Here is a 22,253-nt window from a genome sequence, read left to right as displayed (position 1 = left end):
ATGGCAGCCATCGATATCGTCGACGTACGCAAGAGTTTCGGCGACGTCACCGTGCTGAAGGGGGTCGACCTCGCCATCCAGTCAGGCGAGTTCGTGGTGCTCGTCGGCCCGTCCGGTTGCGGCAAGTCCACATTGTTGCGGCTCATCGCCGGCCTGGAGGAGCTGAGCTCCGGCGAGATCAGGATCGCGGGGCGGACCGTCAACGACCTGCCGCCCAAGGACCGCGACATCGCCATGGTGTTCCAGTCCTACGCGCTCTACCCGCACATGACCGTGCGCGACAACATGAGCTACAGCCTGCGCCTGAAGCGCACGGCCGCCGACAAGATTGCCGCCGCCGTCAGGCAGGCGGGAGCGAAGCTCGGGCTGGAAGCGCTGCAGGAGCGCAAGCCGCGCCAGCTCTCCGGCGGGCAGCGCCAGCGCGTCGCCATGGGACGCGCGATCGTGCGCCACCCCAAGGCCTTCCTGTTCGACGAACCTCTCTCCAACCTCGACGCCCGCCTGCGCGAGCAGATGCGTTTCGAGATCCGCAAGCTGCACCGCGACCTCGGCGCGACGTCCGTCTACGTCACGCACGACCAGATCGAGGCCATGACCATGGCCGACCGGATCGTGGCCATGAACGGCGGCGTGGTTCAGCAGGTCGGCACACCACTCGAACTCTACGACGATCCCGCCAACGTCTTCGTGGCCGGCTTCATCGGCTCGCCCGCCATGAACTTCCTTCCCGCTTCGCTCGTCCCGACCGGCGACGAGGTCGAAGTACGACTTGGCGACGCAGTGCTCGCGCGGCTTCCCGGCACGGGGAGCGCCGCCGCAGGGAGGCGCGACGTGACACTCGGCCTGCGCCCCGAACGCCTCAGCCTCGTCCCGCGCGGCGAAGGCCTGCCCGCGACGGTTCTGCTGGTCGAGCCGACGGGGGCGAGCACGATCATCCACCTGGAGGCTGGACCGCACGTGATAAAGCTGTTCACCACCGACCGCCAGCCGCTGGCGCCGGGCGAGGAGGTCTTCGTCCGGGTGGAGGCGGGCGAACTCCGCCTGTTCGATCCGGCAAGCGGTGTGCGGATCAGGAGCCAGTCTTGAGGAACCCGTCCTCTTCCGCCTGGATCAGCTGGCGCACGGCGCGAAGGGCGCGATAGAGGTCGCCCTCGGACAGCCTGGCAACGACGTCCGACGTGCTGAACGACTTGTACCGGGTGAGCGACGGAAGCATCCCGGCGATTTCGGCCTGACGCTCGGACCACCTGTCCTTCAGGTAGGCATTCTGCAGGGCGAAATAGAGCTGCTTGGCGGGTGTCGTGGCATCCTGCTCGAGCATGATGTCCTTCTCGCGCAGCATGCGCGCGCCGGACTCGATCTGCAGCCGGACCCGATGAGGTCCGTTGGCCACCTCGGCGCCGTTCAGGTTGAACCGCTCGAAGGGCTTGAGCTCGACATGCAAGGCCATTGCGCAATCTCCTAACCCCATCACGCACGTTGAGGGTTAAGGACCGGCAAAGAAAAAGGCGGCGAGGCTTCTGCCCCGCCGCCCTGATTTTCGTGATGGACCGAAGCGTCAGCCGAAGAGGCGGAGCACAGCCTGGTCGGCCTGGTTCGACAGCGACAGAGCGGTCTGCGACAGCTGCTGGCGGGTCTGCAGGGCGAGCAGGTTCGCGGCCTCCTCGTTGGTATCGGCGTTGGTCAGGTTGTCCGAGCCGGTCTTCAGCGTGTTCACCAGCGACTTCGTGAAGTCCTGACGATTCTGCATGATCGTCAGGCTGTTTGCGAAGCTAGACTGAGCGCTACGAACCGCAGACTGCGCAGTCTTGATGTCAGCCTCGATATCAGTGAAGTCCGAAACAGCCAAGGTAGCACCAGCCTTGACGACAGCGGAGGCGCCCAGTCCAGTGGCGCTACCGTCGATGCCCGCGACGGCAATCTTCGAGCTTCCGTCTTCGTTGAAGTTAACGGTCAGAGTTGCACTGGCCAGGAGGTTCACACCGTTGAAGGTCGAATCCGTGGCCGTGTCGTCGATTGACGAAAGCAGATCATCAATCTGCGTCTGGTAGCCCGTTAGCTTAGTGGTGTCAGTCTCAGCCTTCGCTTTGTCAACGACGCCCTGAACCGCCTGAAGGGCCTTGTAGATGGAATCGAGACCCTTCGATGCAGCCTGGATGGTGCTGACGCCGGTGCTGATGCCGTCAAGCAGACCGCTCAGCGTGCTGGCCCGGTCTGACATGCCCTGCGCCTGAAAGAAGGCGGAGGCGTTGTCGAGAGCGGAGTTCACCTTCTTGCCCGTGGCCAGACGGCCCTGGGTGATGGACATCAGGTCCGACGTGCCCTGCAGGGCGAGCAGGTTCGTGCGGACGCGTGAGGAGAGAGTGATGTCAGACATGGTGGGAAACCTTCTAGTTTCGAAACCGCCTTCCTGGCGGCGGGACCACCATCAGCGCCGCGAATTACCCGGCACTTAATTGCGACGTTTAAAGCTACGCATATCGAGCGCCTTATGCGCTATCGGGGCCGTTGAGAGAGGCAAAGTTCCACGGACGGTTACCCAGTCGTGACCTCGATCCTCACTTAACGCAGGCAAGCTTGACGATTGCCGGGAGATGGCCCGGCACGCGGGAGCCGAGGCAAGCGCGGCAACTTGCTCGCCGTCTCTCCTGCGACGTCTTGCACGGCCGGACATGCGTCGCGCTGCGGGCATTGCCAGCGACTGCCCCCGTTTGGAGCGCAGCGCGTGGAACGCGCCTGTCGCATGGCAGGGGTACCCGTGACTTGGCGTTGACAATGGACTCCTCGTGCGTGGAAGCTGCCCGCCTACAGAAATCGGCACGGATCAACCGGGCCGAGTCCGCGGAGGAAACCAAACATGGCCAATCGTCTGACCCGGAGGCACTTCCTGGCCTCCACGGGCATCGCTGCCGTGGCGACGCTCACCGCCCATCGCGCTTTCGCCGCCAAGTCGCTGACAGTCGCGACCTCGCTGCCGAGCCTGTCCTTCCCCTTCTTCGTGCACATGCAGAAGCAGCTTGCGGCCGAGGCCAAGACGCTCGGTGACATCAAGCTGATCGAGACCGACGGCCAGAACCAGGTGCCCAAGCAGACCGGCGACGTCGAGGCTGCCGTCACCCAGAAGGTCGACGCCATCGTCATCTCGCCGCTCGACGTGAATGCCATGGCCCCGGCGCTTGAGCAGGCCGTCGGCGCGGGCGTGCCCGTCGTTACCATCGACCGCCAAGTCCGCAACGTCCCGGGTATCCTCGCCCATGTCGGCGCGGACAATGTGAAGGGCGGCGAGGCCCAGGCCGAGGCCATCATGAAGGCCTTCCCGAATGGCGCGAAGATCTTCCACCTGCAGGGTCAGCCCGGCGCGGGTCCGGCGATCGACCGCAACAAGGGCCTGCACAACGTCCTCGACAAGGCCAAGGACAAGTACCAGATCATCTTCGAGCAGACCGCGAACTTCTCGCGCGCCGAGGCCCTTCCGGTCACCGAGGCCGGCATCGCCGGCAAGGGCAAGCCTGACGTGATCGTCTGCGCCAATGACGACATGGCGCTCGGCGCCATCGAGGCAGTGAAGGCCCGCAACCTGACGGGTGTCGCCATCTACGGCTTCGACGCGCTTCCCGAGGCGCTGAAGGCCGTCAAGGACGGCTCGATGGCGGCCACCATCGAGCAGTTCCCGGGCGAGCAGAGCCGCCAGGCGATGCGCATCGCGGTGGCGTTTGTGCGCGACGGCAAGAAGCCGGAGTCGCAGGTCAAGCTGCTGACGCCGATCGCCATCACCAAGGATAATCTCGACAAGGCCGAGCGCGTCGGGGAGATGAGCTGATCCCGCGGGCGGGAGCCTTCGTGGCTCCCGCCCCCTTTCCGACCATCGCGTCGCGCGAGGGCCGATGAACGACAAAGCCCCCGCTCTCCTTCGCCTGGATCGCCTGACAAAGCGATTTCCCGGCGTGCTCGCGCTCGACGACGTGTCCTTCGATGTCGGGCGTGCAGAGGTGCATGGCCTTCTCGGCGAGAACGGCGCGGGAAAATCAACCCTTTTGAAGATCGTGTCCGGGGCGCAGACGCCGGACGCGGGGTCGGTGATCTGGGACGGGCAGCAGGTCACGCTTGCCCGGCCGCTCGACGCCCAGGCGCTGGGCATCGTCACGATCTACCAGGAGTTCAACCTCGTTCCGACGCTGACGGTCGCCGAGAACGTCTTCATCGGCCGCGAGCCGCAACGTTTCGGGGGATTCATCGACTGGCCGAAGATGCGCGCCGACACGCGCGAGCTGACGCGCCGCATCGGCCTCGACATCGACCCCGAGGCTCTCGTCTCCGATCTCTCCGTCGCCGAGCAGCAGATGGTCGAGATCGCGCGCGCCCTGTCCGTCCGAGCCCGCCTCATCATCATGGACGAGCCGACATCGGCATTGTCGGAGGCCGAGGTCACCCGCCTGCTGACGATCATGCGGACGCTGCGCGACCAGGGCGTCTCCATCATGTTCGTAACCCATCGCCTCGAGGAGGCGATGGCCATCTGTGACCGGTTCACCATCCTGCGGGACGGCCGGCTCGCCGCAGTGCGGGACCGCGAGGGGCTGACGATCCCGACCATCATCGAGTTGATGGTCGGGCGTGCGGCCAGTGACCTCTACCGCCGGCCCGCGGTGCGCCACCAGGCCGGTCCGGTGCGTCTGTCGGTGCGGGGCCTGCGCAGCGCCGGCCAGGGCCGGTCGTCTCACGCTATCAGGCTGAAGGGCATCGATCTCGACGTCCGCGGGGGCGAAATCCTCGGCATAGCCGGCCTCGTGGGAGCAGGCCGGACCGAGTTTGCCCGTGCCGTGTTCGGCGCCGATCCCGCTCTGGTGGACCGCATCGAGATCGACGGTCAGCCCGTCGTCATCCGCTCGCCGCGCGACGCCATCCGCCACGGCATCGGCCTCGTGCCGGAGGACCGCAAGCAACAGGCGCTGTTCCTGCAGCAGGCAATCCGGCGCAACTTCTCCGTCGCGTCGCTCGAGCGCTTCAGCCCGGCCTGGTTCATGGACGAGACAAAGGAGGCTGCCGAGCTCGCGAGGTTCAAGGCCACCATGAATGTGCGGATGACCGGGCCGGACCAGATCGTGGGCAATCTTTCCGGCGGCAACCAGCAGAAGATCGTGCTCGCCCGCTGGCTGGCGCTCGACCCCAGGATCCTCATCGTCGACGAGCCGACGCGCGGCATCGACGTCGCCGCCAAGGCCGAGGTGCACGAGCTGCTGGACCAGCTTGCATCGCGCGGCATCGCGGTGATCGCGATCTCCTCCGAACTTCCGGAGGTGCTCGCCATCGCCGACCGGATCGTCACGATGCGGGAAGGCCGTCTCACCGGCGAGCTGTCACCGCAGGAGGCGACGCAGGAGCAGCTCATGACGCTGATGACGCTCGACGGCGGGACGAACGGGGCGGCGGCGTGATGCGTCCGGCGGGATCGAAGGAGACGGCGCGATGAGCAGGGTCGAGGCGGATGGGGCCGGCGGAAAGTCGCCCCGGTTCAAGCTGGGGACGCTCGGCCGCTTCGCGCCGCTGATTTTTCTGCTCGGAATGATGATCGTCTTCGCCCTGCTGGAGCCGCGATTCCTCGATCCGACCAACCTCTTCAACGTCATGCGGCAGATCTCGATTACGGGGCTGATCGCGCTCGGCATGACCTTCGTGATCCTGACGGCCGGGATCGATCTTTCCGTCGGCTCCATTCTCGCCCTGTCCGGCATCATCGCCGCCGCTGTCGCCAAGGGCTCGACGGGCAACACGCTCTCGCTGGATGCGACCGAGGCTGTGGGAAATCCGTGGTACCTTGCCATGCTGACGGCGATCGGCATCGGCGTTCTCTGCGGCTTGCTGCAGGGCATCGGCATCACGCGCCTGAAAGTGCCGCCCTTCGTGGTCACGCTCGGCGGCCTGTCGGCCTTTCGCGGCATGACGCTCTGGTTCTCCGGAGGCGGGCCGATCTCCGGCTTCGAGCGCGACATCCGCTGGTGGGGTCAGGGTCTGATCGGGCCGGTGCCAGTTCCCGTCGTGCTTTTCCTGTCCTGCGCCGTCATCTGCCACATCGTTCTGCGGCACACGCGCTATGGCCGCCACGTCTACGCCGTCGGCGGCAATCCGGAGGCGGCTCGGCTTTCGGGTCTGCACGTCGACCGCATCATCCTCTCCGTCTACGTGATCGTCGGCTTCTTCGCCGGCCTCGCAGGCTTCGTCCTCGACGGGCGCCTCAACTCGGCCGAGGCGGTGGCCGGCATCGGCTATGAGCTGACGGTGATCGCCTCCGTCGTCATCGGCGGCACGAGCCTCTTCGGAGGCGCCGGCTCCATCGCCGGAACGGTGGTCGGTGCCACCCTGATCGGCGTGCTGGTCAACGGCCTCGTCCTGAACAATGTCTCTTCCTACATCCAACAGGTGATCATCGGCCTGATCATCATCGCCGCCGTGGCCTTCGACCGCTACGTCAAGACGCGCAAGACGGCCTGAGACCCCACGGGTCGACCAGGCTTCGACCTGGCCGCCAGCGTTCCCGACGTATAGGCCGGGTACCATTCGACGGGAGCGGTCTCGACTCGCGTTCACTCACGCGGCGCAGTCTTCCTGATCCGCTCCGACCAGCTCGCGCGCGGTGTAGAGCGATAATCGGCGCCGGCGCTGGCGACGACGTAGGACCTCATCTCCATCTCCTTGCGGGTGCGCTCGTCCCAGGTGCGGTCCGCATTCTGCCTCAGGAGCACGATTTCGCGCAGCAGGTCCAGGGCTGCCGGAAGCCCCTCGGCGTAGCGCTCGAAATGGCGGAGTTCCCGCTCGATATAGGCCTTGGCTGTGCGCCGGTCGCCCTCACGGTTCATGCGCGCGGCGCTGCGCACGATGTCGGCGTGCCAGGCCCGGACGGCGGTCATGGTGGCGTCGGCGTCACGGGACTGCCGGCTGTTGCGGGCGCCTTCGGTGAAGGTGAAGGGCACTTCCGCTGAGGCGGCCTCGATGGCGTCTCCGGCCGGGGACGTTCCTCGCGCGGTCACGCCGAAGAGCAGGGTGTCGTCGATGGGCCCGGCCGGCAACGTCACCCGGAAGACGAACTGCCGCGCACGGCCCGCCAGCAGCGTGCCGGCGAACACCGCGAGCGTCCCTGCCCCGACCGTCACCGGGGCCGAGCCCACGAGGGCGGCGCGGGCAGTGGCCGGGACGGACAGGGTGACGATGACGTTCTGCGCCGCGACGTCGCCGATCTCGCCGAGTTCGCCCATCAGCACCTCGACGATCTCGGCCCCGTGCTCGGCATCGTGCAGGCGTCCGCCGCCATGCTCGGCGATGGCCTGCAGCACCGGGATCGCGTAACCGTCGCCGATCCCGACCGTGCTCGTGGCGATGCCGCGCCTGGCGAGCTCGGCGGCATGGGTGGCGAGGTCGTCGGGTGCCGTGATGCCGGCATTCGCCTGGCCATCCGAGAGCAGAATGATGCGGTTGAGCGTGCCCGGGGTCGCGGCGAGCGCCACCTTCTCGGCTCCGGTCAGCCAGCCCTCGGATAGGTTGGTCATGCCGCGCGTGTCCAGCGCCCGGATCGCGTCGAGGATGCCGGGCAGGTTCGCGGGGGAGACCGGCACCGCGTCGGCGTGGACGATCACGTCTTCCGCGAAGCTCACCACCGTGAGCCGGTCGCCCTCGCGCAGTCGCTCGGCGACGCCGCGCGCGGCCGCCTTGGCGTTGGCGAGCTTGTCGCCACCCATGGAGCCGGAGGCGTCGATGACGAGCGCCAGGTTCACCTTGGGTGCCTGCTTGTGCGCCGTCTCGGCCGGCTTGGCGGCCTCGACGGTCGCCACGATGTAGCGCACGGAATTGCCCTCGGCCCAGGCGAGGGAGCGGTCGGCGGCAGCCTTCAAGGTCAGGGTCTCAGTCATGGTCGCTCCCTCCGGTCAGGATTGTTCTGAGGAGGTCGGCCACCTGCTCGAAGCGGGCAATCTCCTCGGGTGAGTGGTTCCCACGAACGACGAGGTCGAGGTCCGGGGTGATAGGGATGTGGAGGCGCACCTCGCCGCGGGCCTTGCGGCGGGTGGGGCGCGCGCCCGCGATGCGCGTCAGGGCCTTGGCCAGCTTGGCAAGGCGCGAACCGCTACCGCTCGGGCCGAAGACCTGGTGAGGCTCTTCTCCGGTCGGGGATGCGGGTGCCGGAGCCGGGCCGTCGGCCTCGCTGCTGTCCACTGGCAACGCCCGGTGCCGGAGCGGTGCGGCGGAAGACCACGAATGCGTGGCGAGCGCCCTGCCGGCTTTCGGCCCCGGAGGCGCGGCCCCTGGCGCGCTGCCGAAGACCCCTAACGAGCGCAGGCTGCGAAGGTAGTCGGCCGCCGACGACGCCGCCGGAGGAGGAGCAGGATCGGGCGGCGACGCAGGCTTCGGCGGGCTCCTGTCCTCTTGCACTGACGCCGAACGGGCGTCCGGCTGGGCTCCGCTCGCTGCCATCGCCGCATAGGCGGCGATCCGGCCCTCGTCGGCGGCCAGGAGATCGCGCCGGATCTCGCCGAGCGACAGGCCGTAAACTTCGCGCATGGCCTTCACGGCCAGCACGCGTGTCAACGTCGAGGCCGCATAACGGGCGTTGCGTCCGGCACTTTCCGGACCGGGAATGACACCCTGCTGCATCCAGCTGCGCAGGGTGCGCGCCTCCACGCCGCTGCGCTCGGCGAGTTGGGAGAGAGTGAGGGCTTCGTCGGTCATGCACTCCCAATTAAAGTACGAAACTCGACATGTCAATATTTACAAAATAGGAGAATGTCATCGGCCATACATCGGGCGCGACGCTTCTGACGGCTAGGCTGGTCAGGGAGCGGCCGTGGCCTGACACTCACGCGCAGCCACGGCCTGCTCTGTCTCACCGCGCCAGGAGCGCCTCGATGAGCTGGTATGTCGCCTTCACCCGCGCATCGTTCGGGTAATTCCTGTTGGCGAGAACGACGACGCCGAGCTTCTGGCCCGGGATCAGCGCGACATAGCCTCCGAAACCGTTCGTCGATCCCGTCTTGTCGAGAAGGACGTTCGTCTGCGGCGGCAAAGGCGGGCTGATCGCCTCCATTGGCTGCGGTTTTAGGATCACGTCGGTCCCATTGCCGGCCAGGAGCGCGTTGAGACTGGTTGGCCAGGGATACTGCTCCCACACCATGTCCTGCGTGAACCATTCCGTCCTGAACTGGCCTTGCTGGGTACGGGCGATCGCGGTCTTCAACTCGGCCGGGATCTCACCGAGGCCGAGTTCCGCGTCGAGCACCTTCAGCATGTCGCGGGCCGTGGACTTGACGCCGTAAGCCTCCGCATCCAGGACGCCCGGCGAGACGCGGATCGGCCGTTCGGTCTTGCGGTCATAGCCGAAGGCGTAGTCCGGCATGGCCCGCTCGGGCACCGTGATCCAGGTGTTCTGCAAGCCGAACGCCGGGAACAGGATGGACTCCGCCGCCTGGCTGTAGCTCATCCCCAGCGCTTTTGCCGAGATATGGCCGAGCAATCCGATGCTGATGTTGGAGTAGCTCCGCGCCCCCGTCTGTGCGGGCGTCCAGTGTTTCAGCCAGTCCACGAGAGCCGGCACGTCCGGCACGGTATCCGGCACCTGCAGGGGCAGCCCGCCGGAGTGATGCGTGGCGAGGTCCATCAGGGACAGGCCGTTTCCAATCCGGCAGGCACCGGCACACACGTGTCGCGCGACGGTGTCGTCGAGGCGCAGCGTCCCCCTGACCTCCGCCAGGGCCGCAAGCGTCGCGGTGAAGAGCTTGCTGATGGAGCCGAGTTCGAACAGCGTGTCGGGGGTTACGGGCCGCCCGTCCGCACGCGACGACAGGCCGGTCGCATAGAAGCGGTGCTCGCCATCGCGGGTTACGCCCACCACCAGCCCCGGAATGTCGAACTCCTTCACGACCGGGGCGAAGGCAGCCTTTGCCTGCGTTTCGAAATCATCGGCCCTGGCCGGTCCGCCAGCCAAGAGCACGGACGAGAAAGCTGCCGTGAAGCAGGCAGCAAGGAAGCGGACATGCATGCGAACGCTCTGTGAATCACCAAAGGGGCCGCAACCTGAGGGGACAATCTGGCCGGGGACGTGGCGAGACCGGGTTGGCGCGAAGACGCGGGGGATCATGTCCACCCGCGTCCGGCTGTGCGCCTCACCCGCCTGTCGAAACGAGGATCAAGCCCGGTCAGGCGCCATGCGGAAGGCCGCGGAACGGGGGTAGGCGACGCGACGCGCCCTGTTCACCGCCCCGAGCGGCCGGTGCGCGGCGAGGCAATGCCACGGGCTGAAAGCCATCCTGTCGTCGATCTCCCCGGAGCGGGCCGGTGTCCACGCATCCTGGGCGTCGACCGTGATCCGCGCCACCGGAACGTGAGGGCTATTCTCCTCGGGCCAAACCGCAGATGCGTCCTCGACGGGCATCGCGTCCTGGTCGGTGCTCAGCTGTGCCCGCAAATCCCACTCTCCGCCATGGGTGGCGAACAGCTCGACAAGGGCGTGGCGGAGCCCATCGGGGTCGTCCCCGACGGCGACCCTTTGCCCCGTGAGCGCCCTGAGACGGTCAGAAGCAGGTGCGACCGAGACTTTGGCGAAGTATTCGCCCCACAGCAGCGGTGTCTGGCTGTGGTAAGTCTCACCGGCGGGATGGGTCTGCGGTTCGCCGCCCAGCGTCTTCAAGAGTGCGCTCTCTCCGCCGAACGCCTCCACCACCCTTTCGGTCGCCTGCGTGACGGTGGCCACGACCTTCTTCAGGCCCTCGACCCGGTCCGTGGTGGCCGCAAGCAGCTTCGCATTTGCCAGAAAGGCTTTCGGCGAGGGAGCCGCAAAGGCCGGCGCATTGACGAGCACGAAGTCCTGGACGTCCGCGGCCTCGTCGCTTGGAAGGCGTTCGCCGGCAACGTCGAGCACCTTGATGGCAAGGCCGCGCGGCGTCGAGATGCTGTCTGGCAGGATATCCCCAGGCACGGAGGAGAAGCGCAGCACCACCGCGTGCCGCCCGGGCGTGGCGAAAAGCCCCTGCGCATAGGCGGCAGGAAGATCCGGGAGAATGTCGATCCACCCGCGCAGCAGGGCATGGCTCTTGGCGTGCACGCTCCGCAGGCCGTGACCGCCATCGGCGTAGGTTTTGCGGCTGATGGAGAGCATCGTCTCGGCGAGTTCGGCGGCGACCTTCGCCTCGGCCTCGGGTTCGACCTGCTCGAAGGACGGTTGGAAAGGTATGGGGGCGCTCTGAGGCGGCATCTGGATCTCCTGCACGGACCACGCTTCAAACGCGGCCGTCTGCAGAAGGGTTCGTTGTCGGGCGTTTGCGACGGACGAAGGAGCCACCTCGTACACGCGGTCCGGAGCACGCCGGTCGCCAGGGCGTAGCCCGCCGGGCTTGGCTCGAGCTGGGGCACAACCTATGATTGTGGGAGCGGCCGACGGGTGCCGCCGATAACTCCGGGGACACAATGGCCATTTCACAGAAGGAAGAAGCCCGTGCCCTGAACGACGGCGAGCGTGAGCTGGTGGAAAAATCGCATCATCCCGCCGTGCAGGACCTGAGCGACCAGGAGTTGCTCGATCTCGCCAAGCTGCTCCGCGGCGCCCGTGAGAAGGCCCGCACCCAGGCCTTCCAGCGCCGGCGCGAGATGCGCGGCAAGGCGGCCCCAAGGGGTGCCGAAGCGTCGCGATCCGACAGCGGCTCACATCTCAAGGTCGAGGTCCTGGCCATGGCGATGCGCAGGCTCAACAGCGAGATCGAGCGCCGCCGCCGCCTCGCCGCCGCTGCCACCCTCGTAGAGAACGCGCGCAAGGCGCTCGATATGAAGCAGGCAAGCCAAAGCACGGCCCTGCCCAACAGCCGCCACGCCCACCAGGGCATGCGCAACGTCGCAAGCGGACGCCGCGAGGATCTCGCCCGCCCCATGGAACTCGGCCGCCAGCGCAAGGCCGCCAGCGTCTCGCAAGCCAAGCGCGACAGCCGGTGACGCCTGCGGCGGAGCCAAACCCGCACGCGAACTGAGGTGACGCTGCAGCGAGTTTACAGGGCGGCACCGGGTGCTGCGGCAGCTCGAACGGAAAGGCTGGCTGCGGCGCAGCAGTACCCGGACAGGGCCTTTGTGGCCCCATTCACTGCCAAATTTTTTCTGACGCGCCAGCCTAGGGGGAGCTTTCTAGAGGCTCATCGCGCTCGCGATGACTGCCATCACTCCCGCCTTAGCTTGCGCAGGGCCGCCGGTGCCGGCTGGTGCCAGACGACCTGGTAGGCTTCCACGACGTTCTCGCGGGTGACGGCGAAGCCGGGAAGGGCGATCCAGGAGGGCGGCTGCCGGCCGGTCAGGGCCATGAGCGTGGCGAGCGCAGCCGCGGACCCCTGTTCGTAGGGACGCTGGGCGGCGACACCCTTGAGTGCGCCGTCGTCGGCAAGTTCTGCGGCGACGGCATTGCCGAGATCCACGGTCGTGACGGGAAGGCGCCGGCCTGTCGCAGCCACGGCGGCAAGTGCATTCATGGCCGGCACGTCCCAGGCGACGAAGAGGCCTTCAAGGTCGTCGTTCTCCAGGATCAACGAGTCGAAGGCCGCACCCGCCTCGCCGATCTTGCCGAAGCGGCCACGCACCAGGGTGACGTCCGGACGGTTTGCGGCGACCCATTTGCGAAAGGCGATCTCGCGCTCGTTGGTGGCGAAGAAATCCGTCGCATAGGTCAGGATGCCGACCACGCCCTCCTCCGGGACATAGGGCGAGAGAAGCTCGGCCGCGATGGCGCCGAGCCCGAAATTGTCAGCCGAGACCACGGCGGCATAGTCGGTGCCGGGCATCAGGCCGGTCGGCGCATTGTCGAGCAGGATGAGACGCTTGCCGGCCCTGCTCACGGCGCGATGCGCGTCCGCCACGGACACGTTGCCGACGGGGATGCTGATGACGGCGTCCACGCTCTCCCCTGCGAGGCGGCGCAGCTGCTGGGCCTGCCGCTCGCGATCGAAGCCGCAATCCACGACGTCGACCACGGCAGCGCCATGCACGCCGAGGGTGGTGACGATGCCGGCGAGTTCCTGTCGGGACCAGTCGCTCGTTGTCGTGTGCAAGACCACGGCGACGCTGAAGCGCGCCGCCAGCGCCGCATCGCGCTCGGCCTGTGTGAGCGCGATCTGCTCAGCGGAGACCGCGCGTTCACCCCTGGGTCCCAGCCCGCTGATGGTCATCGTTCCACCGGATCCCGGAGCACCTCGACCGGCGCCGTTACGTTCGCCGTCTTTGCCGCGGCGCGCAAGCTCATGACGCAGCCGCCTGCCCGCTGACCGGCAGCGAAGGCGGGCGGCGCCGGGCGGCACGCGAGGCATCGATGCGCGCCTGCACACTGGGAAGGCGCCGCGGCGTGCCGAGCGCGATCCAGTCGGGAAGAAATTCGGCAGCGAAAAGGGCGTCGGCGACCATCCGGCCGGCGCCGATGAGCCCCGCGGTTCCGCCCATCTGGGAGCGCAGGATGCGCAGCTCGCGCGTCGCCCGCGGGTGCGACAGCCGGTAAATGGACTCCCGAACCGCCGCCAGCAGCACGTCGCCCGTCTGCGGCACGCTGCCCCCGAGGACGACGAGCGCGGGGTTCAGGAGGTTGACGAGGGGGGCGAGGCCGGCGCCCAGGAGACGCCCGCAGCGCGACATGAACTCGGCGCAGAAGGCATCACCGACCTGCGCACCCTGCCCGACATCGGCGGCCACGATGGGGTCGCCGCGTTTCACCACCTGCGCGAGATAGGGGCTCCGTCCGTCGGCCGCGGCCCTGGCGCCCTCGCGTGCCACGGCGTCGCTGCCGACAAGGGATTCGAGGCAGCCCTTGATGCCGCACCGGCAGGGAACGTCACTCTCTTCGCCGGTCGGCATGTGGCCGATGAGACCGGTGGCGCCATGCGCGCCGCGGTGCAGACGGCCGTCCGAGACAACCCCGGCGGTGACCGAGCGCGACAGGTTGACGAAGAGCAGGTCCCGTATTCCCACCCCGGTGCCGGCAAGGAGTTCGCCCATCGTCATCATCTGGGTGCTGCTGCGGGCCCAGACAGGGGCGCCGAAGCGGGCAGCGAGCTCGCAGGCGAGATCGCCGGCGGACCAGGGATCGGAGGGATCGGACGCGAAAATGGCGGCCTCCCCGGCTCCACCGAGGTCGGCGGCGGCTGCGCCCGACACCGCGAGCCCGATTGCCCACACGGCGTTCCTGCCCCCCTGTTCTTCGCCCAGCCAGACAAACAGCATGGTGAGACGGTCGAGGAGGGCCTCCGGTCCAGCCGAGACGTCCAGGGCCTCGTGGTGCTCCATCTGGATGATGCCGTCGAGATCGGCGAGACCGACTGCGAGCGAGGACCGGTCGATAACGGCGAGAAGGATCAGGCCGGCTTCGGCCCTGAAGCGAAGGTTCCGCGCAGCGCGGCCTCCCGTCGAAGCCGCGAGATCGCCGGGTCCGAGAAGGCCGAACGCTTCCAGCGTCGCCAGGCGCTCGACGACGACCGCGCGGCTGAAGCCGGTCGCCTCCTCCACGGCCGGGCGGGTCGTGGCGACGCCGTCGCGGACAGTGGAGAACACGGCAGCAAGGCTCGCCTGTCCCACGTCCACGACCCGGGGACGTCCCCGCCCGCGCCCGCTCGGCGAGGCGCCGTCGTTCGATCTTGTCCCTTCAGGCCTCAAGAGTTCCCCAATCCTCTCGTCACACGGGGTCTCGATCCTAATCAAAAAACGTTTTCCCGCAAAGGGTTCTGATTTTTCCAGCAAAAGGTGGCGGCCTTTTCGGCAAAAGGACGATTGACCAAAAGGGCCGCCGGGTCCAATGCTCAATCACCACCGCAGAATACAAACTGCCGGGGATCAAGCGAAGGCACCAGTGCGGAAAGCTCATCTGCCAGTATTCCTGGCAGAACGCGACGTCACTTGCCTTCGGACGGGAGAAACGGTCATGGCTATACAGCTGGCATATCACGCCAACTGCTGGGGCGCGCTCGGCGGGAACGCCGTCGGCGTGACGTCCATCACGCAATTGACTTATCGGACTTTTGGCGACATGGAGCGCGCCATCCGCGATATCGGTGCCGCCGGCTATACCGGGGTGGAGCTGTTCGACGGAAATCTCCTCGACTACGCCGATCGTCCCGCGGATCTGACCCGTGCCCTCGACGCGGCCGGGGTCAAGCTGGTGGCGGCCTATTCGGGCGGCAACTTCATCTTCGATGACATCCTCCCCGAGGAGCTGGCGCGCATCGAACGCGCGGCGGACGCGGCGGCGCGGCATGGCGCGGAGCATCTGGTCGTCGGCGGCGGGGCCAAGCGGGCGGGCGGAACCAGGCCCGGCGACATCGAGCGCCTCGGCGCTGCGCTGGAGAAGGTCGTCGCCATCGCCCGCAAGGCAGGGCTTCGCCCCCACTACCATCCCCACCTCACGACCATCGTGGAGGGCCCCGAGGCCGTGACCGAGGTCTTCCACCACACCTCGATCGATTTCTGCCCGGACACCGCCCACCTGGCCGCCGCGGGCGGCGACCCGGCGAGGCAAGTGCGCGAGCTGCGCGACCGCATCAGCTACGTCCACCTGAAGGGCTTCCAGCCCGATCCCTTCGCCTTCACGCCGCTCGACGCCGGGTCGCTCGACAACCGCGCCGTTGTCCGGGCGCTGCTCGAAACCGGCTTCGACGGCTGGATCACCGCGGAACTCGACTCATGGCCGGATCCCGCCGAAGGCGCGGCCCGCAGCCGAAAAGTCCTCGCCGAACTGCTCGGCTGACGGAAAGCGGCCGCCCTGTCGGCCGATCACCAGAGGGAAGGAAACACGTCCATGAACAACGTCACCCGCAGAGCGGTTCTGGCGGCGGCCCTGCTCGCCGGAACCGTCCTCTCCACCAGCGCCTTCGCCGACCCCAAGGCGGCGCTCGCCGAACTCCAGACAAAGGTGCTTTCGACCGGCCCACTCGGCGAGCAGCCCTCGCCGGCCTCCTCGGTCGTCCTCGGCGACGACGAGATCGCAAAGATCAAGGCGATGAACGCGACCGCCGCGATCGTCATGCACTATGGCGGCAATGACTGGTCGCGTGCCCAGGTCGAGGGCCTCAAGGACCAGTTCGGTAAGATGGGCATCAAGGTCATCGCGGTGACCGATGCCGGCTTCAAGCCGGAGAAGCAGGTCGCCGACATCGAGACGGTGATGGCGCAGAAGCCGACGATCATCGTCTCCGTGCCGACCGACCCCGCCGCAACTGCAGGAGCCTACAAGGCGGCCGCCGCCGCGGGCACAAAGATCGTCTTCATGGAGAACGTGCCACCCGGCATGAAGGCCGGGCAGGACTATGTGAGCGTCGTATCGGCCGACAATTACGGCAACGGCGTCGCCGCCGCCCACCTGATGGCTGAGGCCCTGAACGGCAAGGGCAAGATCGGCCTCGTCTTCCACGCCGCCGACTTCTTCGTGACGAAGCAGCGCTACACGGCGTTCAAGAAGACGATCGCCGACAACTATCCCGACATCAAGATCGTCGCCGAGCAGGGCATTGGCGGACCGGACTTCACGGGCGACGCCGAGAAGGCAGCCTCCGCCATCCTCACCTCCAACCCCGGTCTGAACGGCATCTGGGCGGTGTGGGACGTGCCGGCCGAGGGCGTCATCTCGGCTGCCCGCAATGCCGGGCGGGACGATCTCGTCATCACCACGATCGACCTCGGCGAGAATGTCGCGATCGACATCGCCAAGGGCGGCTTCGTCAAGGGTCTGGGCGCCCAGCGTCCCTTCGATCAGGGCGTGACCGAGGCCAAGCTCGCCGGCTACGGCCTGCTCGGCAAGAAGGCCCCGGACTTCGTGGCCCTCAACGCGCTTCCCGTCACTAAGGACAACCTCCTCGACGCGTGGAAGACCGTCTACCGCACCGAGGCCACGTCCAAGATCAAGGGCAGCATGAACTGAGCGCCGCGCCGCCCTCCCGGGCGCGACGCCTGGGCCGGCGCGGCGCTGTCGCGCCCGCCGGCTCCTTCCTTCGCCAGACCATTCTTCTCGCCAGGTGACACCATGACCAAACCTCTCAACCTCGCAATGATCGGCGGCGGCTTCATGGGCAAGGCTCATGCCCTTGGCCATGCCGGCATGCCGATGTTCTTCTGGCCGGCGCCGGCCATTCCCGTGCGCAAAGTGGTGGTGGACGTCACCGAGGCGCTTGCCCGCGAGGCTGCGGAGCGGTTCGGCTTCGAGGAATGGACGACCGACTGGCGCGCAGCCGTGTCTCGGCCGGACGTGGATGCCGTCGACATCGTGACGCCGAACGACAGCCATGCCGAGATCGCCATCGCGGCCGCCCAGGCGGGCAAGCACATCCTCTCGGAAAAGCCGCTCGCCCGCACCGGCGACGAGGCGAAGACGATGCTGGACGCGGTCCGCAAGGCCGGCGTGATCCACATGGTGGCCTTCAACTATCGTCGCACGCCAGCCATCGCTCTCGCCCGCAAATACATCGAGGACGGCCGCATCGGCGAGATCCTCAATTTCCGCGGCACCTATCTCCAGGACTGGTCGGCCGATCCGGACGGACCACTTTCCTGGCGCTTTCAGAAAGCGGTAGCGGGGTCGGGGGCCGTCGGCGACATCGGCACCCACGTCGTCGACATCGCCCGCTATCTCGTCGGCGAGATCAGCGAGGTCAGCGCCATCGTGCGCACGATCGTACCGGCGCGGCCGGTGCAGTCGGGCGGCTTCGACAAGCTCGGCGCGTCGGAGAAGCGCTCGAACGTCGAACGCGCCCCGGTCGATGTCGATGACGAGGTCGTCTCGCTCCTGCGCTTCGACAATGGTGCGGTCGGCTCGCTCGAGGCCACCCGCAACGGCTGGGGCCGCAACAACTTTCTGACCTTCGAGATCCACGGCACGAAGGGCTCGATCACCTTCGACTACGAGAAGCGTGACCAGCTCCAGGTGTTCTTCGCCGACGATCCGGCGGACGCGCGCGGCTTTCGCACCGTCTTCACCGGCCCGGCGCACCCCTATGGCGCGGCGCTATGGCCGATCCCGGCGCTCGGCATCGGCTACACCGAGACGAAGATCATCGAGGCGCATGATTTCTGGGCCGCGATCGTCTCCGGCCAGCAGCCCTCGCCGAACTTCGAGGACGGCTATCGCATCAACCGCATCGCCGACGCCCTGCTCGCGTCCGGAGAGTGCGGCCAGTGGGTGAAGGTGCTGCCGTGACCCGTGCAGCGGCGGCCCACGCCGTCACCATGCGCGGCGTGTCGAAAGCCTTCGGGGGCGTCCGCGCCCTCGTCGATGTCGACCTGGAGGTCGAAGCCGGGGAAATCCACGCCCTCCTCGGCGAGAACGGCGCCGGAAAATCGACGATCCTCAAGGTGCTGAACGGCGTCCATGTTCCCGACGAGGGGAATGTCGAGGCCAACGGCGTGAGGCTCGGCGACGGCGACCCGGAAACGTCCCGCAAGGCCGGGATCGCCATGATCTTCCAGGAGATGAGCCTCGTCCCGACGCTCTGCGTCGCGCAGAACATCGCCCTGACCCGGGAGACGCGCACCCGTCTCGGGCTGATCGACGATGCCGCATCCGTGACGAGGGCCAAGCGCTGGTTCGAGGCACTTGGCGCATCGGTCGATCCCGACGCGCTCGTCGGCTCGCTGGGTGCTGGCCAGCGCCAACTGACCGAGATCGTCAAGGCCATCTCGCAGGATGCCAGGGTCCTCATCCTGGATGAACCCACAACGGCGCTGTCGGCCGAGGATGTCGACCGCCTCTTTGCCTTCCTGCGTCGCCTGAAGGCGGACGGCGTGGCCATCATCTACGTCTCGCATCGCATGGACGAGATCACGCGCATTGCCGACCGCGCGACGATCCTGCGCGATGGCCGCAAGGTGATCACGGCCAGCCTTGCCGACCTGCCGCTCGAGGCGATGATCGAGCACATCGTCGGCAAGCGCTCGCGCGGTCTGTCGGACGTGGCGCGCAGCGATGCCACGCGGGGCGAAGCCCTGCTGGAGCTGAGGGGCGTTTGCGGCCGCGAGAAGCCACGCGACATCGACCTCACCGTCCACCGGGGCGAAGTGGTCGGGGTCGCCGGGCTCCTCGGCTCGGGCCGCTCGGCGCTCGCGCGGTTGATCGCCGGGATCGATCCCCTCGTGGCCGGCGAAGTCCTGGTGAACGGCACCCGCGTCGTCTTACGCAACCCGGCCGACGCGATCGCGCGCGGCATTGCCCTGGTGCCGGAGGACAGGTTGCGCCAGGGTCTCATCCCGGCCCATTCCGTCGCCACAAACATGACCATGGCGGTCGTCGACCGCCTGTCCCGCTTTGCCTTCCTCGACAGGAAGAAGGCCCGGGACCTGACCGACCGGCAGATTGCGGGGCTGCGCGTCAAGACGGCGTCGCGCGACGCGCCTGTCCGCACCCTCTCCGGCGGCAACGCCCAGAAGGTCGTCATCGGCAAATGGCTCGCCACCGAACCCGACATCCTCGTCCTCGACGAGCCGACGGCCGGCATCGACATCGGTTCCAAGGCCGAGATCATCGGCCTGGTGCGAGAGCTCGCCCGCTCGGGCAAGGCCGTCCTGATGATCTCCTCGGAGCTTTCTGAACTCCTCGCCGCATCCGACCGCATCGCGGTGATGGCGGGCGGCCGCATCGCCGGGATGATCGAGCGGCGCGACCTCGACGACGCCGGTCCGGACGATGAAGACCCGGTTCTGCGGCTCCAGGCGGCCGAGCGCCGTCTCCAGATCGCCGTCCAGCAGTCCGTCACCCGCAAGGCCGCCGACGCGCCCTTCCTGCGTCCCCCAGCACCGGAGCTTCGCCATGGCCACTGAGGCGCTTTCGCCCGCCACGTCCCTCGTGCAGCGCACGGGCCTCGGCAACTGGCGGCAGAACATCATCTATATCGGCTTCGTCGTGATCTTCGCCCTGTTCGCGCTGGCGTTGCACGACAAGGGTTTTCTCGACCCGAACAATCTCCTGAACATCGTTCGCCAGACCGCCATGATCGCCGTGATGGCGATTGCCATGACCTACGTCCTGTCGGCAGGCGAGATCGATCTCTCGATCGGCGCCGTCGCCGGCCTCTCCTCCGTCGTCACCGCCATGGCCATCGACGTCGGAGGGCCCTTTGCGGGCATCGTCGCCGGCCTCGGCACCGGGCTCGTCGTCGGCCTCGTCAACGGGCTCCTGACGACACGCATCGGCATCCCGTCCTTCCTGACGACGCTTGCCATGATGGGCATCGCCAAGGGCGTCGCGATGTGGATCAGCAACACGGCCGCGGTCCCCATCATCAACCCCGGATACTCCTGGGTCTTCGGCGGTGGAAAGATCGGAGCCATCCCCGTGCTCCTGATCTGGATGCTCGTCCTGGGCGTCATCGGCCACATCGTCTTGCGCCGCACGAGTTTCGGACGGCGGGTCCTTGCCACGGGCGGCGGCGAGACGGCCGCGCGCTATTCCGGGATCGACACGCGTTCGGTGAAGCTGCGCGTCCTGGTCATTTCGTCGATGGCTGCGGCGCTGGCCGGCATGCTGTATGCGGGCCGCCTGCAATCCGGCCGCTTCCAGCTCGGCGAGGGCGACGAGCTCTCCGTCATCGCCGCCGCCGTGCTCGGGGGCACAAGCCTCTTCGGCGGGGCGGGAACCGTCGTCGGCACGATCGTCGGCGCCCTCATGATCGGCCTCATCAACAACGGCCTGATCCTGATGGGCCTGGAGTTCAGCCAGCAACTCATCGCCCGCGGCGGCATCATCATCCTGGCCGTGGCGCTGAGCCAGGCCCGGCGCTGAGCGCCGTCACCTGATCGAGACCTCGAGCAAGAAGGACCACGACCATGAAGCCCGGCTGCACGATCATCGGTACCGTCGTCGCCAAGCCCGAGACACGCGAGCGCCTGCAGGAGATCCTGGCGGGGTTCGTCGAACCGACCCGCGCCGAGCCCGGCTGCCTCGACTATGACTTTCATGTCGACGCCAAGGATCCATGCACATTCATCTTCTACGAGAACTGGGTCAGCCGCGCGGATCTCGACTGGCACCTCACGCAGTCCCATCTCAAGCCGCTGATGGACCACGCCGACGAACTCCTCGCCCGGCCGGTGGAGATCCGCGAGATCGTCATGCTCAGCCCGCGGGTGAGGTAAGCCTGGCATCAGCACGGACGTTCTGCCCGTCCTGGGCAGCGTCAGAGACTGGCGGCATGGGCCCGCGCGGGTCCAGCCTCACGCAGCGTCCCGGACCGCGGGCCAGGATCAGGGGCATCACCATGCCGGGCCCCCTTCAGGGCCGGGCCGGATCCCGGACGGACCCGCCTTGAACCGTCCTCGCCTTCAGGCTGACGAGCGCGAGCACGGTGTCGATCGTAGGGGTCGGCACGCCGACCAGAGCTCCCATCTCCTGCACTGCGGTCACGAGCGCGTCGGTCTCCAGCGGACGGCCTCGCTCGAGATCCTGGAGCATGGAGGTCTTGTGCGCGCCCACCGCCGCGCCGCCGTCGATCCGCCGCTCGACGTCGATGGGGAACTTGACGCCGAGACTCTCGGCGATGGCCTGCGCCTCGAGCATCATGTTGCGGGCCACCGCGCGCGTGCCGGGATCGGCGCACAGCACGTCGAGCGTCGCAAGGGTAAGGGCGCTGATCGGATTGAACGACAGGTTGCCCCAGAGCTTCACCCAGATCTCGTCCCGGATCTTCGGCCGGACGGGAGCCCTCAGGCCGGCCGCGGCCAGGAGCTTCGACAGGGTCTCGGACCGTTCGGTCTTCTCTCCGGACGGCTCGCCCAGGCTGAACCGGTTTCCCTCGACGTGCAGGATCACGCCCGGCTCCACGACCTCCGCCGCCGGGTAGACGACGCAGCCCAGCACCCGCTCCGGGCCGATCCCGTTCCACTGCGCGTCGCCGGGATCGACGGCGTGCAGGCGCCGCCCCTCAAAGGGGCCGCCGAGCTTGTAGAAGTACCACCACGGGACGCCGTTGACGCCCATCACGACCGTAGTGTCCGGTCCGAAAAGGGCTTGCATGGAGGGCACGGCCCCGGGAACGGAGTGGGCCTTCAGCGTGACGACGACATAGTCCTGCTCGCCGAGTTCGGCGGGATTCTCGGCCGCGCGGACAGGCACGGTCCAGCGCTCGCCCTCTTCGATGAGGGTCAGGCCCTTCTCCCGCATCGCCTGGAGATGCGGCCCGCGCGCCACGAGGCTTACCTCCGCCCCCGCTTTGGCGAGCTTGGCGGCCATGAACCCGCCGATCGCGCCGGCGCCGTAGATGCAGATCTTCATCGGACTA

Annotated in this window: 20 protein-coding genes; 11 read left to right on the top strand and 9 right to left on the bottom strand. The window is 67.6% G+C overall.

The window, feature by feature from the left end:
* Positions 1-1,086 carry an ABC transporter ATP-binding protein gene (locus AC5JCN_RS00915; protein WP_495753119.1) on the top strand — a complete coding sequence of 362 codons (1,086 nt, stop codon included), beginning with the start codon at positions 1-3 and terminating at the stop codon, positions 1,084-1,086.
* Here the strand turns inward: AC5JCN_RS00915 and AC5JCN_RS00910 are convergent.
* Together AC5JCN_RS00910 and AC5JCN_RS00905 are read right to left on the bottom strand one after the other, a co-directional pair.
* On the bottom strand, positions 1,070-1,450 hold the full coding sequence (locus AC5JCN_RS00910; RefSeq protein ID WP_495753118.1) for a flagellar biosynthesis repressor FlbT: 381 nt from the start codon (positions 1,448-1,450) through the stop codon (positions 1,070-1,072). The two genes, AC5JCN_RS00915 and AC5JCN_RS00910, sit on opposite strands and share 17 nt — an antisense overlap.
* A 108-nt stretch (positions 1,451-1,558) precedes the next feature.
* The gene (locus AC5JCN_RS00905; RefSeq protein ID WP_495753117.1) at positions 1,559-2,377 is read right to left on the bottom strand and encodes a flagellin N-terminal helical domain-containing protein; all 819 of its coding nucleotides are present in this window, start codon (positions 2,375-2,377) and stop codon (positions 1,559-1,561) included.
* Between the two features lie 480 nt (positions 2,378-2,857).
* Between AC5JCN_RS00905 and AC5JCN_RS00900 the strand changes: the two genes are divergently transcribed.
* The 3 genes from AC5JCN_RS00900 (at position 2,858) to AC5JCN_RS00890 (ending at position 6,489) form a co-directional block, all read left to right on the top strand.
* Complete coding sequence (locus AC5JCN_RS00900; RefSeq protein WP_495753116.1) at positions 2,858-3,820, top strand: substrate-binding domain-containing protein; 963 nt, start codon at positions 2,858-2,860, stop codon at positions 3,818-3,820.
* Between the two features lie 64 nt (positions 3,821-3,884).
* Positions 3,885-5,435 (top strand): sugar ABC transporter ATP-binding protein, encoded by a 1,551-nt coding sequence (locus tag AC5JCN_RS00895; RefSeq protein WP_495753115.1) that lies wholly within the window; start codon positions 3,885-3,887, stop codon positions 5,433-5,435.
* Between the two features lie 31 nt (positions 5,436-5,466).
* Complete coding sequence (locus AC5JCN_RS00890; RefSeq protein WP_495753114.1) at positions 5,467-6,489, top strand: ABC transporter permease; 1,023 nt, start codon at positions 5,467-5,469, stop codon at positions 6,487-6,489.
* Positions 6,490-6,581: 92 nt separating this feature from the next.
* Here the strand turns inward: AC5JCN_RS00890 and AC5JCN_RS00885 are convergent, their stop codons facing one another.
* The 4 genes from AC5JCN_RS00885 to AC5JCN_RS00870 all read right to left on the bottom strand — a co-directional run bounded on the left by AC5JCN_RS00885 (position 6,582) and on the right by AC5JCN_RS00870 (position 11,233).
* On the bottom strand, positions 6,582-7,901 hold the full coding sequence (locus tag AC5JCN_RS00885) for a vWA domain-containing protein (RefSeq protein WP_495753113.1): 1,320 nt from the start codon (positions 7,899-7,901) through the stop codon (positions 6,582-6,584).
* Positions 7,894-8,715, bottom strand: a complete 822-nt coding sequence (locus AC5JCN_RS00880; protein WP_495753112.1) for a helix-turn-helix domain-containing protein — start codon at positions 8,713-8,715, stop codon at positions 7,894-7,896. Before AC5JCN_RS00880 ends, AC5JCN_RS00885 begins: the two co-directional genes overlap by 8 nt.
* Positions 8,716-8,869: 154 nt before the next feature.
* The gene (gene ampC / locus AC5JCN_RS00875) at positions 8,870-10,021 is read right to left on the bottom strand and encodes a class C beta-lactamase (RefSeq protein WP_495753111.1); all 1,152 of its coding nucleotides are present in this window, start codon (positions 10,019-10,021) and stop codon (positions 8,870-8,872) included.
* Between the two features lie 147 nt (positions 10,022-10,168).
* Positions 10,169-11,233, bottom strand: a complete 1,065-nt coding sequence (locus tag AC5JCN_RS00870) for a catalase family protein (protein ID WP_495753110.1) — start codon at positions 11,231-11,233, stop codon at positions 10,169-10,171.
* 212 nt (positions 11,234-11,445) lie between these two features.
* On the opposite strand from AC5JCN_RS00870, the gene AC5JCN_RS00865 reads away from it, so the two are divergent.
* Positions 11,446-11,964 (top strand): hypothetical protein, encoded by a 519-nt coding sequence (locus tag AC5JCN_RS00865; RefSeq protein WP_495753109.1) that lies wholly within the window; start codon positions 11,446-11,448, stop codon positions 11,962-11,964.
* A 218-nt stretch (positions 11,965-12,182) separates the two neighbouring features.
* On the opposite strand, the gene AC5JCN_RS00860 is transcribed toward AC5JCN_RS00865, so the two are convergent.
* Both AC5JCN_RS00860 and AC5JCN_RS00855 read right to left on the bottom strand, forming a co-directional pair.
* Positions 12,183-13,181: a substrate-binding domain-containing protein gene (locus AC5JCN_RS00860; RefSeq protein WP_495753108.1), complete on the bottom strand. Its 999-nt coding sequence runs from the start codon at positions 13,179-13,181 to the stop codon at positions 12,183-12,185.
* Between the two features lie 70 nt (positions 13,182-13,251).
* Positions 13,252-14,580, bottom strand: a complete 1,329-nt coding sequence (locus AC5JCN_RS00855; protein WP_495753107.1) for an ROK family protein — start codon at positions 14,578-14,580, stop codon at positions 13,252-13,254.
* A gap of 337 nt (positions 14,581-14,917) precedes the next feature.
* Here AC5JCN_RS00855 and AC5JCN_RS00850 point away from each other — a divergent pair, with 337 nt between their 5' ends.
* From AC5JCN_RS00850 to AC5JCN_RS00825, 6 genes are all read left to right on the top strand, one after another.
* Complete coding sequence (locus tag AC5JCN_RS00850) at positions 14,918-15,739, top strand: sugar phosphate isomerase/epimerase family protein (RefSeq protein WP_495753106.1); 822 nt, start codon at positions 14,918-14,920, stop codon at positions 15,737-15,739.
* 51 nt (positions 15,740-15,790) lie between these two features.
* A complete protein-coding gene (locus tag AC5JCN_RS00845; protein WP_495753105.1) occupies positions 15,791-16,909 on the top strand; it encodes a substrate-binding domain-containing protein in 1,119 nt (372 codons plus the stop codon).
* A gap of 102 nt (positions 16,910-17,011) precedes the next feature.
* Positions 17,012-18,181 carry a levoglucosan dehydrogenase gene (locus AC5JCN_RS00840; protein ID WP_495753104.1) on the top strand — a complete coding sequence of 390 codons (1,170 nt, stop codon included), beginning with the start codon at positions 17,012-17,014 and terminating at the stop codon, positions 18,179-18,181.
* 29 nt (positions 18,182-18,210) lie between these two features.
* The gene (locus AC5JCN_RS00835; protein ID WP_495753721.1) at positions 18,211-19,797 is read left to right on the top strand and encodes a sugar ABC transporter ATP-binding protein; all 1,587 of its coding nucleotides are present in this window, start codon (positions 18,211-18,213) and stop codon (positions 19,795-19,797) included.
* The gene (locus AC5JCN_RS00830) at positions 19,787-20,758 is read left to right on the top strand and encodes an ABC transporter permease (protein WP_495753103.1); all 972 of its coding nucleotides are present in this window, start codon (positions 19,787-19,789) and stop codon (positions 20,756-20,758) included. Before AC5JCN_RS00835 ends, AC5JCN_RS00830 begins: the two co-directional genes overlap by 11 nt.
* Positions 20,759-20,802: 44 nt before the next feature.
* Complete coding sequence (locus AC5JCN_RS00825) at positions 20,803-21,111, top strand: putative quinol monooxygenase (protein WP_495753102.1); 309 nt, start codon at positions 20,803-20,805, stop codon at positions 21,109-21,111.
* 136 nt (positions 21,112-21,247) lie between these two features.
* Here the strand turns inward: AC5JCN_RS00825 and AC5JCN_RS00820 are convergent, their stop codons facing one another.
* Entirely contained in the window at positions 21,248-22,246 is a 999-nt protein-coding gene (locus AC5JCN_RS00820; protein ID WP_495753101.1) for a 2-dehydropantoate 2-reductase, read from the bottom strand.
* Between the last annotated feature and the right edge of the window lie 7 nt (positions 22,247-22,253).

This window comes from Alsobacter sp. (assembly GCF_059501845.1).
Note: the sequence above shows the minus strand (reverse complement) of the source record. Positions and strands in the feature narration are given on the sequence as shown.